The sequence below is a fragment of the Burkholderia sp. NFPP32 genome (genome assembly GCF_900119325.1).
Classification (GTDB): Bacteria; Pseudomonadota; Gammaproteobacteria; order Burkholderiales; family Burkholderiaceae; genus Burkholderia; species Burkholderia pyrrocinia_C.
This window is the reverse complement of the sequence record NZ_FPJP01000016.1, coordinates 1-15,609: the sequence shown is the minus strand read 5'-3', so window position 1 is coordinate 15,609 and position 15,609 is coordinate 1. Positions and strand designations below refer to the sequence as shown.

General features: G+C 68.0%; 15 protein-coding genes and 3 pseudogenes. 9 read left to right on the top strand and 9 right to left on the bottom strand.

The window, feature by feature from the left end:
• Positions 1-110 precede the first annotated feature (110 nt).
• From BT264_RS25745 to BT264_RS25735, 3 genes and pseudogenes are all read left to right on the top strand, one after another.
• Entirely contained in the window at positions 111-917 is an 807-nt protein-coding gene (locus BT264_RS25745) for a DinB family protein (RefSeq protein WP_072442030.1), read from the top strand.
• A 49-nt stretch (positions 918-966) separates the two neighbouring features.
• Positions 967-1,122: pseudogene (locus BT264_RS25740) on the top strand (alpha/beta hydrolase); the annotation flags it as partial.
• Positions 1,123-1,234: 112 nt separating this feature from the next.
• Positions 1,235-2,113 (top strand): alpha/beta hydrolase, encoded by an 879-nt coding sequence (locus BT264_RS25735; protein WP_177318404.1) that lies wholly within the window; start codon positions 1,235-1,237, stop codon positions 2,111-2,113.
• Positions 2,114-2,255: 142 nt separating this feature from the next.
• Here the strand turns inward: BT264_RS25735 and BT264_RS25730 are convergent, their stop codons facing one another.
• Both BT264_RS25730 and BT264_RS25725 read right to left on the bottom strand, forming a co-directional pair.
• The gene (locus tag BT264_RS25730) at positions 2,256-2,486 is read right to left on the bottom strand and encodes a hypothetical protein (protein WP_072442034.1); all 231 of its coding nucleotides are present in this window, start codon (positions 2,484-2,486) and stop codon (positions 2,256-2,258) included.
• A 207-nt stretch (positions 2,487-2,693) separates the two neighbouring features.
• On the bottom strand, positions 2,694-3,593 hold the full coding sequence (locus tag BT264_RS25725; protein ID WP_072442036.1) for a hypothetical protein: 900 nt from the start codon (positions 3,591-3,593) through the stop codon (positions 2,694-2,696).
• Positions 3,594-3,671: 78 nt separating this feature from the next.
• Between BT264_RS25725 and BT264_RS25720 the strand changes: the two genes are divergently transcribed.
• Positions 3,672-4,010 carry a helix-turn-helix domain-containing protein gene (locus BT264_RS25720; protein ID WP_034180783.1) on the top strand — a complete coding sequence of 113 codons (339 nt, stop codon included), beginning with the start codon at positions 3,672-3,674 and terminating at the stop codon, positions 4,008-4,010.
• Positions 4,011-4,200: 190 nt separating this feature from the next.
• On the opposite strand, the gene pqqE is transcribed toward BT264_RS25720, so the two are convergent.
• From pqqE to BT264_RS25685, 6 genes are all read right to left on the bottom strand, one after another.
• Positions 4,201-5,340, bottom strand: a complete 1,140-nt coding sequence (gene pqqE, locus BT264_RS25715) for a pyrroloquinoline quinone biosynthesis protein PqqE (protein ID WP_072442038.1) — start codon at positions 5,338-5,340, stop codon at positions 4,201-4,203.
• Between the two features lies 1 nt (position 5,341).
• Positions 5,342-5,623, bottom strand: coding sequence for a pyrroloquinoline quinone biosynthesis peptide chaperone PqqD (gene pqqD / locus BT264_RS25710; RefSeq protein ID WP_034180785.1), 282 nt, complete (start codon positions 5,621-5,623; stop codon positions 5,342-5,344).
• Complete coding sequence (gene pqqC / locus BT264_RS25705; RefSeq protein ID WP_034180786.1) at positions 5,620-6,339, bottom strand: pyrroloquinoline-quinone synthase PqqC; 720 nt, start codon at positions 6,337-6,339, stop codon at positions 5,620-5,622. Before pqqC ends, pqqD begins: the two co-directional genes overlap by 4 nt.
• A gap of 2 nt (positions 6,340-6,341) precedes the next feature.
• Positions 6,342-7,265 carry a pyrroloquinoline quinone biosynthesis protein PqqB gene (gene pqqB, locus BT264_RS25700; RefSeq protein ID WP_034180787.1) on the bottom strand — a complete coding sequence of 308 codons (924 nt, stop codon included), beginning with the start codon at positions 7,263-7,265 and terminating at the stop codon, positions 6,342-6,344.
• Positions 7,266-7,327: 62 nt separating this feature from the next.
• Positions 7,328-7,402 carry a pyrroloquinoline quinone precursor peptide PqqA gene (pqqA, locus tag BT264_RS25695; RefSeq protein WP_006485436.1) on the bottom strand — a complete coding sequence of 25 codons (75 nt, stop codon included), beginning with the start codon at positions 7,400-7,402 and terminating at the stop codon, positions 7,328-7,330.
• 333 nt (positions 7,403-7,735) lie between these two features.
• Positions 7,736-9,757, bottom strand: coding sequence for a sigma-54-dependent Fis family transcriptional regulator (locus BT264_RS25685; protein WP_072442042.1), 2,022 nt, complete (start codon positions 9,755-9,757; stop codon positions 7,736-7,738).
• A 340-nt stretch (positions 9,758-10,097) separates the two neighbouring features.
• On the opposite strand from BT264_RS25685, the gene BT264_RS25680 reads away from it, so the two are divergent.
• A complete protein-coding gene (locus tag BT264_RS25680; protein WP_072442044.1) occupies positions 10,098-11,123 on the top strand; it encodes an alpha/beta fold hydrolase in 1,026 nt (341 codons plus the stop codon).
• 70 nt (positions 11,124-11,193) lie between these two features.
• On the opposite strand, the pseudogene BT264_RS25675 reads toward BT264_RS25680, so the two are convergent.
• Positions 11,194-11,385 (bottom strand): annotated as a pseudogene (locus tag BT264_RS25675) (hypothetical protein); the annotation flags it as partial.
• A gap of 469 nt (positions 11,386-11,854) precedes the next feature.
• Between BT264_RS25675 and BT264_RS25670 the strand changes: the two are divergent.
• The 4 genes and pseudogenes from BT264_RS25670 to BT264_RS25655 form a co-directional block, all read left to right on the top strand.
• The gene (locus BT264_RS25670; RefSeq protein ID WP_072442046.1) at positions 11,855-13,576 is read left to right on the top strand and encodes a methanol/ethanol family PQQ-dependent dehydrogenase; all 1,722 of its coding nucleotides are present in this window, start codon (positions 11,855-11,857) and stop codon (positions 13,574-13,576) included.
• A gap of 79 nt (positions 13,577-13,655) precedes the next feature.
• Positions 13,656-14,858: a c-type cytochrome gene (locus tag BT264_RS25665; protein ID WP_072442048.1), complete on the top strand. Its 1,203-nt coding sequence runs from the start codon at positions 13,656-13,658 to the stop codon at positions 14,856-14,858.
• A gap of 98 nt (positions 14,859-14,956) precedes the next feature.
• Complete coding sequence (locus BT264_RS25660) at positions 14,957-15,271, top strand: high-potential iron-sulfur protein (protein ID WP_072442050.1); 315 nt, start codon at positions 14,957-14,959, stop codon at positions 15,269-15,271.
• A gap of 22 nt (positions 15,272-15,293) precedes the next feature.
• Positions 15,294-15,609, top strand: a pseudogene (locus BT264_RS25655) (acetyl-coenzyme A synthetase); the annotation flags it as partial.

Below are 15,609 nucleotides of genomic sequence, written 5' to 3'. Positions count from 1 at the left end.
GCGCCCGACATGCGTCGCGTCGCACCATCTCTCGCCCGAATGAACCGGTTGACGACATCTCGCCTGGTAACGTATCGTTTTGACACGTTACTAGGTGAGGTCCGTTCGCCATGCATTCCCGTTTCGACCGTTTCCGCACCACCGCGCTCGGCACCCAGCTCGAAGCGCTGATCGCACAGCCCCAGCGCTATCCGGAATTCGCGGCACTGTCGCGCGTCGGCATCGCCGCAATCGGCGCGATCCAGCACGAGATCGCGCGCAACTTCCCCGAAATCGAAGCCGACACGACAGCCCGCCAGTTCTGCGGCGCGATGGTCGCGGAAGTCATGCGCCTCCACGGCCACGACGTCGTGCAGGCGCGCGGGCGGCTCGGCGGCACGCTGTTCAGTTATGGCGCAGTGTTCAGCGCGTATCCGCAAACGCTGCCGTTCGCCGACGTCGTCGCCGAGTTGGCCCGCATGCCCGACCGGCTCGCCGCGTATGCCGCACACGTACCGGCCGCGCTGTGGACGCGCCGCCCGGCCGGCACGGGATTCTCGCTGGTCGAGCATGCGTGCCACCTACGCGACCTCGACGCGGTGTTCGCCGAACGCATCGACGCGGTGCGAACGGTCGAACTGCCGGTGATCGCGTCGGTCGACGGCACCGCGCTCGCCGCGCAGCGCGACTATCTCGCGCAGCCGCTCGACCGTGCCGTCGCCGCATTCCGCACCGGCCGCGCCGCGCTGTGCGCAACGGCCGCCGCGCTGGAACCCGCGCAGCTCGCGCGCTGCGGGCTGCGCGACGGCATCCGCCGCATGTCGCTCGACGAACTCGTGCGCGAACTGCTCGACCACGACCGCACGCACGTGCTCGAACTCGACGAGCTGCTCGCCGAACTCGAGTTGCCGCCCGTTCCTTCCGCGCCCGCCCGATGACCCCGCCCGCGCCCGTCGACCTCATCCACGGGTTCATCGGCACGTTCGACGTGCAGGCTCGCACGTGCCGGACCGGGCACTCGCGCGCCGCGCCGGCTTCGACACGATCGAACGCTGCGGGCACCTGATGCCGGCCGAGCGGCCCGACGCGTTTCGCGCGGCAGTCGCGCGCATCGTGTGTGCGATGTGTGCGCCGCCCGCCTGACAAACCCGTAGGATTCGCCGAAATATGGTTGAAAGGTGCGGTTGCTAGAGTCGTCCGAACAGGGTTTTCCCGGTGCCCCGGCGCCGGACAGGGTCGACACATGCAAGGATCGATGCACCTGGCACGCGCCTTCTGGCTGCTTCTGCTGCTCGCCGTCACGAGCCCTGCCTTCGCGTTTCATGCGCGGGTCGTCGCGATCCCGAGCGCCGCGATGAGCGAAACGCTCAGGGCGACCGTCGTGCTGCCCGACGACTACGCACACGCCAACCGCAACGGCGAACGCTATCCGGTCGTCTATCTGCTGCACGGCTCGGGCGGCGACCATACCGACTGGACGTCGAACACGCATATCGCCGCGCTGGCCGACCGCTACCGCGTGATCCTCGTGATGCCCGACGGCGGACACGAAAGCTGGTACATCGACAGCCCGTTCGATTCGGGCAGCCGCTACGAAACCTTCGTCGGCGACGAAGTCGTGTCCTACGTCGATTCGCACTTCCGCACGATCGCGACGCAGCGCGCCCGCGCGATCACCGGGCTCAGCATGGGCGGCTTCGGCGCGCTGCGCATCGCGCTCGACCGGCCCGACACGTTCGGCGCGGTCGGCAGCATCAGCGGCGCGGTCGATCCTCGCTGCTGCGAGGACGAGCCGGGCATCGACCACGTATTCGGCGATCCCGGCCGCCATCCGTCGTTCTGGAACCGCAATGCGATCGTCGAAAGCGCTCGTACGTTCGTGCGCGCCCATCTCGACGTGACGATCGATTGCGGCCGCGACGACGCGCTCGTCGGCTCCAACCGCACGCTGCACGAACGGCTCGTCGCGCTCGGCGTGCCGCACGACTACGCGGAGCGGCCCGGCGGCCATACTTGGGATTACTGGGCGAATGCAATCCGCTACCAGATGCGGTTCTTCGCGGCGTCGTTCCAGCATCGCGGCTACGCGTTCCATCCGGCACCCCCTGCACCGGGCATGACGCGCGCGGGCTGACGCGCGCGCCGCGCGCAGTGGCGCAACGCGGTTCAACGGTATCGATTCGATGCGGTCGGATTGAACGACAGACGTGCCGAACAGCAGCCGGCAACAGAAAGAAAGTGCGCCGATCGACGCGACTAAAGCGGCAACGCCTGGATCAGATCTGGCGCGCCGCGTCGGCACTCACCACGCGATCGAAGACTTCCTGCGCACGCGCCAGCTCGTCGAGCGCGCGATCGAGGCGCGACATCGCGCGTGCGTATTCGGCCGACGAGACGTCGTCGTCGCTTTCGCCGCGTACCGCTCGAAAGGCCTGATCGACGTTGCGCGTCGCTTCGACGAAGCGTTGCGCGGCCCGGGCTTCCCGCGAACAGATATGGGTCGACATCGACACTTCTCCCTCAGGATTGCAGTGTGAAGCAAGCCGACGCTCAGTGTGCGTGGTGCGCATGTCGGCGGCATGAACCACGATCCATCGATCGTCGACGCATCGGCCGCCGCGCAGCGCGCTTCGTGCCGATTGTCCCCCTGCGCTCGCCGATCCGCTACGGCGAGATTGCAACAAATTCTTGTGCAACCTGCTCCGCGCCTGCCGTCACGCGCGCCCGATGCGCGGATGCGCAAGGCCGCCGAACGCAACTGCCTCGCCCGGCGACAGGTCGAACAGATCGCCGGTGAGATCGCGCGGATGCTCGACCGCCGGCCGGCTGCGCAATCGCGCCGCATGCGCGGGTGCGACATCCGCAGCCGCGGTTTCGATCGGCGGTACGTCGAACAGGTCGCGCGTGACGCCGCGCACGGCATCCGTCGGCGAACGGCCGCGCAAGCGCGCAACCAGCTCGACGAAGCGATCGAAATCGCCTGCGCGCGTCGCCTTGTTCACTTCCGCGAGATCGCGCGCCTTCAGCACGCACGGCTGCGCGAGCCGCACGAAATACGGCGCTTCGAGCTCGACCGACAGCGCGAGCGGATAGCTCCTGCCCGTCTGCTCCTTCGCGCGCCCGACGCAATCGACCACGGCCGCGCCCTGTGCGGCGCCAAGCGGCTTGCCGGTGCTCACGCTGCGCAGGTGATCGGGAAACACGCGCAACTGCGTGCCGACCGTCAGCGCGGTGGACGACGCGCACACGAGCGCGTAGTGCTGTTCGCGGCGACGGCCCGACGGCAGCGTCGAGCGGCTCGCGATGAACGTGTGCGGCGGAAGCGGCCGCACCTGACCGCTCGCGTCGACCCATGCATTCCACAGCAGCGCGTCCTTGCGCTCGCTCGCGCGCGGACGCGATGCGACCGGCGAAAACAGCGCGAGCAGAGAGCCCGTGCGATGCGCGGCGACTTGCGCGCTGCTGCCGAGCGGCTGGTTGATGCCCCACAGAAAACGCCCGCCCCCGAGCCGGCGCTCCCATTCCTTGCGGAGCACGACGGTCGGCAGTTCCTCGCCGGACTCGGTACCGATCTTGGTCCAGCAGAACGTGGGTGGGAGGTGTTTCAGCGTCATCAACTTTCTCGGGATACAGCCTCGCTGGTGACAGGAAGCCCATTCAACAGCCGTAACTGTATAGGTATAATGCATCGCATGGAAGCCCCGGACCAAGATTTTCCCGTTCAAGACCTGTTGCGCCGCCTGATGGCAGATACACGCTCGTCCAGCGAAATTGCGCGACTTTCCGGGGTCAGCCAGCCAACCGTGTCGCGCCTGAGGCTGTCGAACGGGCATCGGCTGCGCCGCAGCGCTCCATTCAATAAGCTATGCAGTTTCTATGGTGTCGATACCGGGCCGTCGCGCCGCCGCTATAACGACCTGCTGCGCGACGCGATCGTCGACGCATGGGACGGCTCCGACGAGCACGGGCGTGCGCTGCTGGTCGTGATTCAGGGGTTGAAGGATCTGCAGGCGAAGGCCGACGACGGGTGATGTCGCGGTTCGATTTCGTTTGCTTTGCCGGGCGGCTCGAAGTGGGCCGGGAGCGCGACGGCAGGCGCCAGCGCCCGTTCACTTCGGTGCCGGGTTTCGGTGGCTGCGGGAAGGCGTTTCTTGCGCTATTGGCGCGAGGGTTGCCGCGCGGACGCGGGGTCGGTGACGAAGCCGTCGTCGCCGTAGCTCGTCAGCAGTCGCACGCCGCCCCGCATTGCGCGAGCGAATTCTCCTTGCTGCGAAACACCAGCGGCTGCTCGTCGCGCGGCGCCGGTCGCCGCGCGAATTGCACCGCCTGCTCGACCTGGCCGTGATGCGCGGACTTCGCGCACACCGGATCGGCTTCCTTCGGATCGCCTGCCAGCAGGTACGCCTGGCACCGGCAGCCGCCGTGATCCGTATGCCGTTCGTCGCACGTGCGACACGGCTCGCGCATCCACGCGTCGCCGCGAAACGCGTTGAACGCGTCGCTGTCGTACCAGATTTCCTTCAGCGACCGGTCGCGCACGTTCGGCAGCGCGAGCCCCGGCAACGAACGCGCGGCATGGCACGGCAGCGCGGTGCCGTCAGGCGCGACGCCGAGAAACACCGAGCCCCAGCCGTTCATGCACGCTTTCGGGCGCGCCTCGAAATAGTCGGGCACGACGAACAGGATCCGGCAGCGCTCTCCGACCAGCTTGCGATAGCGGTTCACCGTGTCCTCGGCTTCGCGCACCTGTTCGACGGTCGGCATGAGCTGGTCGCGGTTCAGCATCGCCCAGCCGTAGTACTGCGTGTTCGCGAGCTCCAGGTAATCGGCGCCGAGATCGAGCGCCATCTCGATGATCTGTCCCACGTGCGGCAGGTTGTAGCGATGCAGCACGCAGTTGAGCACCATCGGGTAGCCGTGCGCCTTGATCAGCCGCGCGACGTCGCGCTTCAGCTCGAACGTGCGCGTGCTGGTCAGGAAATCGTTCAGCTCGCGCGTCGAATCCTGCAGCGACAACTGGATGTGATCGAGCCCGGCTGCCTTGAGCCGCTCGATACGCGCGACGCTCAGCCCGATGCCCGACGTGATCAGGTTCGTGTAGAAGCCGAGCCCGCGCGCATGCGCGACGAGCGTCTCGAGGTCGCCGCGCTGCAGCGGCTCGCCGCCCGAGAAGCCGATCTGCGCGGCGCCGAGCGCGCGCGCATCGCTTATCACCGCGCGCCATGCATCGGTGTCGAGCTCCGCGCCGTGCGTCGCGAAGTCGACGGGGTTGTAGCAGAACGCGCAATGCAGCGGGCAGCGGTACGTGAGTTCCGCGAGCAGCCACAGCGGCGCGGACGGACGGGACGTGTCGGGCGCCATGTCAGTCGAGCCAGCCGCGCAGCCGCGCGTGATCGAGGAAACGGTATACGTCGGAGGCAAGGTCCGACGTGCTGAACAGGCACTCGAGTTCGCCGATGATGTCGTCGAGTTCGCGCGTGCCGTCGCAGCGCACGAGTATCTCGGCCGCACTCGGGTTGAGCTTGACCATTCCTTCCGGATAGAGGAGCACGTAGGCATCCTGGGCCACCTCCCACTGCAGGCGGTACATGCCCCTCAGGCAGGGGCGCAGCGGCACGCCGCTGGCGGCATCGATCGCGTTCATACGGGGTAGGCCTTTTCGACGGCGTCGAGCATCGACCAGAGGATGTCGAGCTTGAATTGCAGGATGCCGAGTGCGCGCTGCTGCGCATCCGGTGTCGTGAAATGCTGCAGCGTGACCGCAAGCCCGTGCTCGACGTCGCGCTGCGCGAGCGGCACGCGGCTGCGGAAGTAATGCAGCCCGTCCGGCTCGATCCACGGGTAGTGCGACGGCCAGCCCGCGAGCCGGTCGAGATGGATCTGCGGCGCGAACATCTCCGTCAGCGACGAGCACACGGCTTCCTGCCACGGCGCGCGCCGCGCGAAATTCACATACGCGTCGACCGCGAAACGCACGCCGGGCAGCACGTGTTCGAGCGACCACAACTCGGCGCGATCGAGGCCGCACGCCTCGCCGAGCCGCACCCACGCCTCGATGCCGCCTTCGTTGTCGCCCTGCCCGTCGTGATCGATCAGCCGCTGGATCCACCGGCGCCGCGTGTCGCGATCGGGGCAGTTCGACAGGATCGCCGCATCCTTGAGCGGGATGTTGATCTGGTAGTAGAAACGGTTCGCGACCCAGCCGCGGATCTGCGCGGGCGAACACGCGCCGCTGTTGAGCCGCCGGTTGAACGGGTGATGGATGTGATAGCGCGATTCGAGCGCGCGCAGGCGCGCCTCGAATTCGGTCGCGGTCCAGGGCGTCGCGTGCAACGCCGTAGCGGGGATCGGTGCGTTCATGGTCAGACCTGGAATTGCATGCCGTCGTGCGCGACGTCGATGCCATGCGCGCGCAGGTGCGCGTGCTCGACGGAATGCGGGTCGAGAATCGGGTTCGTGTTGTTGATGTGCGTGAGCACCTTGCGCGTGCGCGCGGGCAGCATGTCGAGCCAGTCGATCATGCCGTGCTGCCCGTGTTCCGCGCACTGCGCGAGATGCCCCATGTCGGCCGCGTGCTTGCTCGACAGGCCGAGGTCGATCATCTCGGTGCCGGTCCAGAACGTGCCGTCCACCAGCACGAGATCGGCGCCGTCCATCGCTGCGCGTACGTCGTCGGAAACGGCCGCGAGCCCCGGCGCATAGAACGCGCGCCGGCCGCTCGCGACATCTTCGATCGACAGCGCGATGTTGTCGCCGGGCGCGGCCGACGCGCGCCGCGGCGAATACGGCGGCGCCTTGCTGTCGACGGGAATCGCGGTGAAGCGGATCCCGCGCGCCGCCGGCACCGTGAACGGCTCGCCGAGCGCGATCGTGTGCGCATCGACGCCGCAGTAGTGGCCGAGCAGCGGCACGAGCGGCAGCCCGGTCGACAGGTCGTCGAGCACCGGCGCGCTCGCGTAGAGCGGCAGCGGCGTCGAACGCTCGCGCAGCATCAGCAGGCCGGTCACGTGATCGATCTGTGCGTCGCACAGCACGACGGCGGCGATGCCGCTGTCGCGGATCGCGCGCGCCGGCTGCAGGTCCGGATTCGCGCGCAACTGGGAAAGAATGTCGGGCGACGCGTTGACGAGAATCCAGTCGATGCCGTCCGCGCTGACCGCGAGCGACGACTGCGTGCGCGGCAGCACATGGCCGCTTCCGCTGCGCGCGCGGCGACAGTTCGCGCAATTGCAGTTCCACTGCGGCAGGCCGCCGCCGGCTCCCGAGCCGAGTATCTTGATCTTCATGGGCGTCAGCTCCCGAGGCCGTCCGCGCCGCGCATCGCGGCACGGACAGCGCATCGCGACGATCAGCGGTTGGCGATGTACATCGTGATTTCGAAGCCGAAGCGCAGGTCGGTGTAAGACGGGGTCGTCCACTGCATGATGTGTCTCCTGGTTGAGTTGGTGAGTCGCGTCGGTGAGTCCGACAACCGCGGCAATCTGGCGGTCGGTTCCTCTTCAGCAAGGAGCGTGCCGAAGCCGCACTTTGCCTGTGCGACGGCGGCACATGGCCGTCGCCCGGGCATCGGGATGCAATCCTTACGATTTGCCGACACGATTCGCGCGGATGCGATTCGCCGCCCCGGCGGCACGATGCGCGGGGACGGTGACAGGTGTTGAATCGTTGAACACCGGTGTTGCAACGAGTGTTGCAACTTGACACACCGGCAGTGACGGATCGCCGGCCGCGCAACCGCGATCGCGCGGCCCGCGCGTCAGCTTTCGTCGGACGGTTGACGCTCGGCGTCGGCCGCCGGCATCTTCCGGTAGATCGTGTTGCGCGACACGCCGAGCGCGCGCGCCGCGGCCGACACGTTGCCGCCGTGACGGGCCAGCGCGGCGGCGATCGCGGACGCGGCGACGTCCTGCAAGCGCGCGTCGGCGGGCGGGAACGCCTCCGCGGCACACGGCGCGACGGCCGGATCGTGCTGCGCGGCCGGCTCGGCCGGCGCATCGCCGCAGCGCAGGTCGTCGAAGAAATCGTCCGGCAGGTGCTCGCGCCGGATTTCGCCATCGTCGTCGACCATCGCCGCCGCCGTGCGCAGCAGGTTGCCGAGCTGGCGGAAGTTGCCGGGCCACGTGCAGCGCACGAACAGCGCCATCACGTCCGGCGCGACGGAGAGCGGCGGGCGGTCGGAGCCCGCGAATGCTTCCCGTTGCAGCATCTTCTGCACGACGACCGCGAGATCGGTGCGGTCGCGCAGCGGCGGCAGGCGCACCACGAGGCCGTTCAGCCGGTAGTAGAGATCCTCGCGGAAGCGGTTCTGCGCAATCATGTCGCGCAGGTCGCGGTGCGTCGCGCAGATGATCGAGATGTCCACGGCGATCGTCTTCGTCGACCCGAGCGGGTTGACGAGGCGCTCCTGCAGCACGCGCAGCAGCCGCACCTGCAGCGGATACGGCATGTCGCCGATCTCGTCGAGGAACAGCGTGCCGCCGTTCGCCTGCAGCAGCTTGCCGATCGCCCCCTTGCGGCGCGCGCCGGTGAATGCGCCCTCCTCATAGCCGAACAGCTCGGATTCGATCAGCGTCTCCGGAATCGATGCGCAGTTGACCGCGACGAACGGCCCGTCGCGACGCGGCGAGTCATTATGGATCGCCTGCGCGAGCAGTTCCTTGCCGGTGCCGGTCTCGCCGGTGATCAGGATCGGAATGTCCTTGCCGATCACCTTGCGCACCTTCGCGATCACGCACGCGACCTGCGGATCGCCGGTGTCGAGATAGTTGAGCCGCGACAGGCCCGCCGACGTGCCTGCCGCCGGCGCCGGCACCGCGTTCGCGCGCGCGGCCGGCGCGCCCGCGCCGTGGACGTCCGTCGGCCGGCTGCCTTCCGCGAGCGTCGCACGCCGGAAGTGCACACGCGCGCAGACCACCGCGCCGGTGCCGAGATTCAGCATCAGGTGCCGGTCGGTGCTCGCGCGCATGCGGTCGATTAGCTGCGCGCTCGTGATGTCGAACAGCGACGACAGCGTGTGCGCGCGCAGCACCGCGAGCGGCATGCCGAGCTGGAACTGCGCGCTGCGATTGGCCGACAGGAAGCGGCCATCGGCCGTGAACGCGACGATCCCCTCCATCAGCGTGCCGAGGAACTCGGGACGGCCATGGAACGACACCTGCAGCGTTTCCTGAAAGGTCGTCGTAAACAGATGATTCTCGATCATCTGCACCGACATCTTCGCGAGCGCCATCGTGTGCTGGTGATAGCTGCGGTGGTCGCCCGTCACGTCGAGCACGCCGATCGCGTCGCCGTACGGATCGAGGATCGGCACGCTCGAACAGGTCAGGAAGCGGTTCGCGGCCAGGAAGTGCTGGTCGCCGTGGACCACCATCGGGCACAGCTCGGCGAGCGCCGTGCCGATCGCGTTGGTGCCCTGCCGGCTCTCCGCCCAGTTCGCGCCCGGGCGCAGCGCGACCTTCTCCGCGCGCTGCAGGAAGTCGTCGTCGCCGATCGAATGCAGGATCAGGCCTTCGGCGTCGGTCAGCACGATCATGCTCTGCGTGTTGACGATCTGCTCGTGCAGCGTCTCCATCACCGGCATCGCGTGCACGCACAGCACGCGGCTCTGCTCGCGCTTGAGCACCAGCGCCGCGCTGGACAGCACGTCGTAGTCGGGGCGTGCCGATACCTGCAGGCCGAACGTCTCGGACCGCTCATGGGCTTTCCGGATCGACGGCGCGGGCCAGCCGGCGGGATGCGCGGCCCGAGTCCCGGCCGCCTGCTCTACGTCATCGCGCATTGTCTCCTCCGGGGATCCTTCCGGTCATCTGCCGGACTCTTTGCCGTCATGACAAGCAAGCATCGGGCCACGCAAGCGTCGCGGCGTGGACGAGCCGTCCGATGCCGGTCATGCGCCGCGAATTGAAAGCCGCATGCAAGGAAACGATCGGTCGAGATCGTGCCGCCGGACAGTTCGGCCTTCGTAATACCGCGATTGCGCGGCTCGCGGCTACCCGTGCGAATCCTGATCTTCGCGCCTGGCGCGGTTCTGGCTTTGTCTCAGGTCAAGTACCTCAGTCGCCCCGGCGCACACGCGACCGAGTGACGGTTGTCCCCAATTCCGCCCGAGCCACGTCGACATGACGCCTACCCCGATTCGACTCACGCCGTCGCCCGCTATGCCGCCCTCGTCTGCCGCGCCTCGCGAGCCTGCATCACCTGCCGCCCCCGTTCACCGGCGCCTGAGCCACGACGCACAGTCGATCGCGTTCACCGTGGCCGGCGCTGCGGACGGCCACCCCGTCGTCGTGCTGCACGGCGGGCCCGGCAGCGGCAGTCAGGCCGGCATCCTGCGCCTGTTCGACCTGACGCGCACGCGCGTCGTGCTCGTCGACCAGCGCGGCGCGGGCGCGTCGTCGCCGCGCGGCGGCACGCGCCACAACAGCACCGCGCGGCTGATCGGCGATCTCGAGGCGGTACGCGAGCAGCTCGGCATCGCGCGCTGGGGCGTCGTCGGCGGATCGTGGGGCGCCGCGCTTGCGCTCGCGTATGCGGGCGCGCATCCCGCACGGGTGACCGGCGTCGTGTTGCGCGGCCTGTTCCTGACGTCGCCGCGCGAAGTCCGCCGCCTGTTCACGACGTCGCGCACGCGTGCACCCCGCGAATGGCAGCGCCTGTGTGCGGCGGCCGGCGGCGCACAGCCGGATCGTCTGCTGTCGTGCTGCGCGCGGCGGCTGCGCCCCGGCGCGGGCGCGGCCCCGCAGCGCGCGGTGGCGCTCGCGTGGCACGCGTACGAAGGCGCCGTCCTCGCGTCGTCGCACACGCGCCGCTCGCCCGCGCACGCGATCCGCTCGCGCAAGACCGTCGGCCGGCTGATCGACAAATACCGGATCCAGGCGCATTACCTGCAACGCGATTGCTGGCTCGGCGAACGCCGCGTGCTCGCACTCGCGCGGCGGGCGGCAGACGAAGGCGTGCCGCTGTTCGCCGCGCACGGGATGCACGACCCCGTTTGCCCGGTCGACAACGTTGTCCGTCTCGCTCGTGCCGTGCCCGTGGCCGAAATCGAACGCGTGCCCGCCGGACATCTGGCGAGCGACCCGGCATTGGCGCGCAGCGTCGCCCGCGCGGTGCACGCGATGTTCGCGGCGGCGCCGTTCACGTGACTGCGCATGTCGGGCACGGCCCGGCGCCAGCTCACGTCGTCAGGCGACAGCCGGCGCAGCCGTGCAACACTCAATCCCGCGCATAACGCAGGCCGACCCACGCGGCGCGCGGCGCGCCCGGTCCGACGAATTGTTGGTTGACCGGATTCGCGCCGTCGAACGTGTGATTCCGCCCGTTGAAGAAATTCCGGCCGAGCGCGCCGAAGCGCGCGTAGCGCTTGTCGAACAGGTTCGTCACGCAAGCGAAGACCTCGAAGCGCTTCGCGTCGCCCGACTTCCTTTCGCATCCTTATCATTTTCGTTGTCCCCGTCTTTGTGTTCCGCCGTGGCGTGCGCTGACCGAGCGGCGATATGTTGTCGCGAAGCGAGCTTGCGACAACCGTGCCAGCACGGCGGTGCGACATACGCCAGCGTCGCTGCCTCGCGCATCGTCTGCGTGCTGCATGCGCGCATGCGGCGGCCGCACCGTCACGGGTGCCACGCCACCTGTCATGTTTGGCAACACTGCGCGCGCGGCGGTGTACCTGAATGCAACACCTTCGTTGACACCGCTGCGTGACACGTCCGACACAGCACAGCGCGCGATACGCCCATGCGCCGTGCCGCGCAGGCTTCTCGCCGCGATGGCATGCGACTTGCGTGAACGGCATCGCACTCGGCCCGGAACCCCACCCGTGCCGGCGCGACGAATCGTTCGCGACGGTGCGACCACAATGACTCAGGAGACAACCATGAAGAAACTCTCGGCTTCAGCGAGCCGGCTGGCGACGATCGGCATCGCGGCGGCAGCGGCCGTCGCGCTGAACCCCCGCCTCGTCGAAGCGGCCGCGGACTACCCGGCCGTGACCTACCAGCGGCTGACCGACGCGCAACAGGATCCGGGCTGGCTGACCTACTACCGCACCTACAACGGCCGCTCGCATTCGCCGCTCAAGCAGATCGACACGTCGAATGCGAAGGCGCTCAAGCAGGTGTGGGCCTACAAGTTCCCCGCCGACCTGAAGCAGGGTTTCGAGGCGACGCCGATCGTCAACGGCAATTACCTGTTCGTGACGACGCCGAAGGACAACGTCTACGCATTCGATGCGAAGACGGGCAAGCAACTGTGGAAATACGAACCGAAGCTCGGCGCGGCATCGTTCAAGACCGCATGCTGCGACGTGGTCAACCGCGGCGTCGCGCTGTACGGCAAGAACGTCTATATCGCGATGCTGAACGGGGAAGTCGCGGCGCTCGACGCGCAGACCGGCAATCTCGTCTGGAAGAAGCAGATGTTCGAGCCGGGCCTCGGCTACGCGTTCTCGCTCGCGCCGCTCGCGCTCGACGGCGCGATCGTCGTCGGTACGTCCGGCGGCGAATACGGCATTCGCGGCTACATCGCCGCGCTGAATCCTGACGACGGCTCGGAGGTCTGGAAACGCTACACGATCCCCGGTTCCGGCGAGAAAGGCTCGGAGACCTGGCCCGACGGCATGCAGAGCCACGGCGGCGGCGCCGCGTGGCTGACCGGCACCTACGACGCGGCATCCCGCACGCTGTACTGGGGCGTCGGCAACCCCGGCCCGTGGCTCGCGGCGCTGCGCCCCGGCGACAACCTGTATTCCGACTCGCTGCTCGCGCTCGACGCGAAGAACGGCAACCTGAAGTGGCACTACCAGTACACGAGCAACGACACGTGGGACTACGACGGCGTGAACGCGGCCGTCCTCGCGGACATCCGGTACAAAGGCAAGGACTACGACGCGATCATCCACGCGGACCGCAACGGCTTCTTCCACGCGATCGACCGCACGACCGGCAAGCTGATCTATGCGACGCCGTTCGTCAAGGCGACCTCGGTCACCGGCTACACGGCCGACGGCAAGCCGATCCAGGACGAATCGAAGTTCCCGAAGGCCGGCACGACGATCGAAACGTGCCCGAGCTTCCTCGGCGGCAAGAACTGGTGGTCGATCTCGTACGACCAGGATCGCAACATCGCGGTCGTGCCTGCGCTGCACGCGTGCATGAGCCTGACCGGCAAGTCGGTCAGCTACCAGGAAGGCCTGCCGTATCTCGGCGAAGGCTTCGAGATCAAGCCCGAACCGGGCAGCGAAGGCTACGGCGAACTGACGGCAATCGACGTGAACACCGGCAAGAAGCTGTGGAGCCACTGGTCGAAGAAGCCGTGGAACGGCGGCGTCGCGACCACCGCGAGCGGCCTCGCGTTCAGCGGTTCGCTCGACGGCCACCTGTACGCGTTCGACACGGCAACCGGCAAGGTGCTGTGGGAAAGCCCGCAACTCGCGAGCGGCATCATTTCGCAGCCCTCGGTGTATGAGGTCGACGGCAAGGAGTACGTCGCCGTGCTCGCCGGCTACGGCGGCGCGAACCCGATCTGGGGCGGCCCGATGGCCGACATCGCGAAGGACGTTCCGCGCGGGGGCACGCTCTACGTGTTCGCGCTCGACTGATCAGGCGCAAGCCGCGGTCGCGCCCGCATGCGCCCGATGCGGGCGCGACGCCCCAACCGCTTCAACCGGAAACACGATCATGAATACTCGCCTCACTCCCGTTACCGTCGCCAGTCTGCTCGCCGTGGGCGTGGCGCTGACACCGGCAGCCGCGTCGGCCGGCGTGCGCATCTGCACGCTGCCCGGCAGCCCGACCACGGCGCTCGACCAATCCGTTGCGCGCGAAGTGTTCCGCACCGCGGGCATCGCCGCATCGTTCAACAAGCGCGGCGTCGACGACGACGGCGGCGACGACGGCATCTCCGCAAGCGAGCTGAAGAAATCGCTCGAACGCGACTGCGACGTGATCGCCGGCTTCCCGCGCTCGGAGATCGCCGATGGGTCGGGATCCAGAATGACGTTCTCGCAGGGCTATCTGCGCTCCGGCTACGTCAGCGTGTCGCTGCGCGACGCGCGAGCAACGTCCGGCGCCAAGGAAACGATCGCGGCCACGTATGGCAGCCCTTCGCAGTTGATCGCCGCGCAACAGAGCAACGCCCGTTTCGATCTGGAAAACACCAGCGAGCAAACGATCGGCGCGCTCGCCGCCGGCCGCGCGCAGCGCGCCATCGTCTGGTATCCGAGCGTCGTCGCGTACAAGCGCGCGCACCCGCAACAGCAGTTCCGGGTCGCGGCCACATCGTCGCCGTACTCGGACTGGCAACTGTCCTTCGCATTCGGGCCGGGCAAGGAAGATCTCCGGAAGCGCATCGACGCGGCCTTGTCGCGAATGAGCGGCAACGGCCGTCTCGCGGCGCTCACGCGCGGCTGGGCACTTCCGGAAACGGTCGCGCAAGCGACGGGTACGCATGCGCCCGGCCGATTTCTCGACGGGTCGGTCGCATCCGTGCAGCCGGTAAAGAGCGGCTTCATCAAGGTTTCGACCAACGAAGGCGGCGACGTACCGTCGTTCGAGCAGGCGCAGGTGCAGCACGGCAAGAAGATCTATGCCGATGCCTGTGCGAAATGCCACGGCGACCAGCTCGAAGGCAATACCGCCCCCGCACTGAGCGGGGAATCCTTTGCCCCCGAAGGCAAGTCGCACATCACGGTCGGCGGCATCTACCAGTACATGTCGAGCAACATGCCGGCCGATCGCCCCGGCAAGATGACCGAACAGGAATACTCGGACCTGATGGCGTTCCTGCTCTACTCGAACGGCTACGACGCGTCGAAAGCAAAACTGACCGCCGATGCCGCCAACGCGTCGAAGGCGCCGCTCATTGCCGGGCCGCGCAAGTAACGCTCCCGTCCCCTTCGTTTCGGTCCACTCGCCGCGCCGGGAAGCATTCCCGGCGCGCGGGGCAGATTTTATCTTTTCATTTCATTCAGGAAAACGACATGATCTCCCGCAATCGCAGAACTTTCATGATTCAGACGGCCGGCCTGTGTGCCGCGCTCGCGGCCGGAACCCGCGCATTTTCGGCTCCGCCGCCCGTCGACGAAAACGACGCCGCCGCAAAGACGCTCGGCTACCGCGCGAAAGCGACGACCGTCGACGCGGGCAAATTCCCGAAGTATCAGGCAGGCCAGACGTGCGCGAACTGCCGCTTCTACAAGGGCGCCGACGGCGATTCCTTCGGCACGTGCCCGATGTTCGCGGGCAAGACGGTCGCCGCCGAAGGCTGGTGCAACGTCTATGCGAAGCTTGCTTGATCCCGGGCACGCGCGCGGGCACGACAAGGACACCGGCTACTTCACGATCATGGGCCGGATCGACGACGTGCTGAACGTGTCGGGCCACCGGCTCGGCACGATGGAGATCGAGTCGGCGCTGGTGTCGCACGAGCTGGTTGCCGAGGCGGCCGTGGTCGGCCGGTCGGACGACACGACGGGCGAGGCGGTCGTTGCATTCGTGGTGCTGAAGCGTTCGCGTCCGGAGGGCGAGGAAGCGGCGGCGCTCGCGAAGACGCTGCGCGACTGGGTCGGCAAGCAGATCGGGCCGATCGCGAAGCCGAAGGACATCCGCTTCGGCGACAACCTGCCGAAGACGC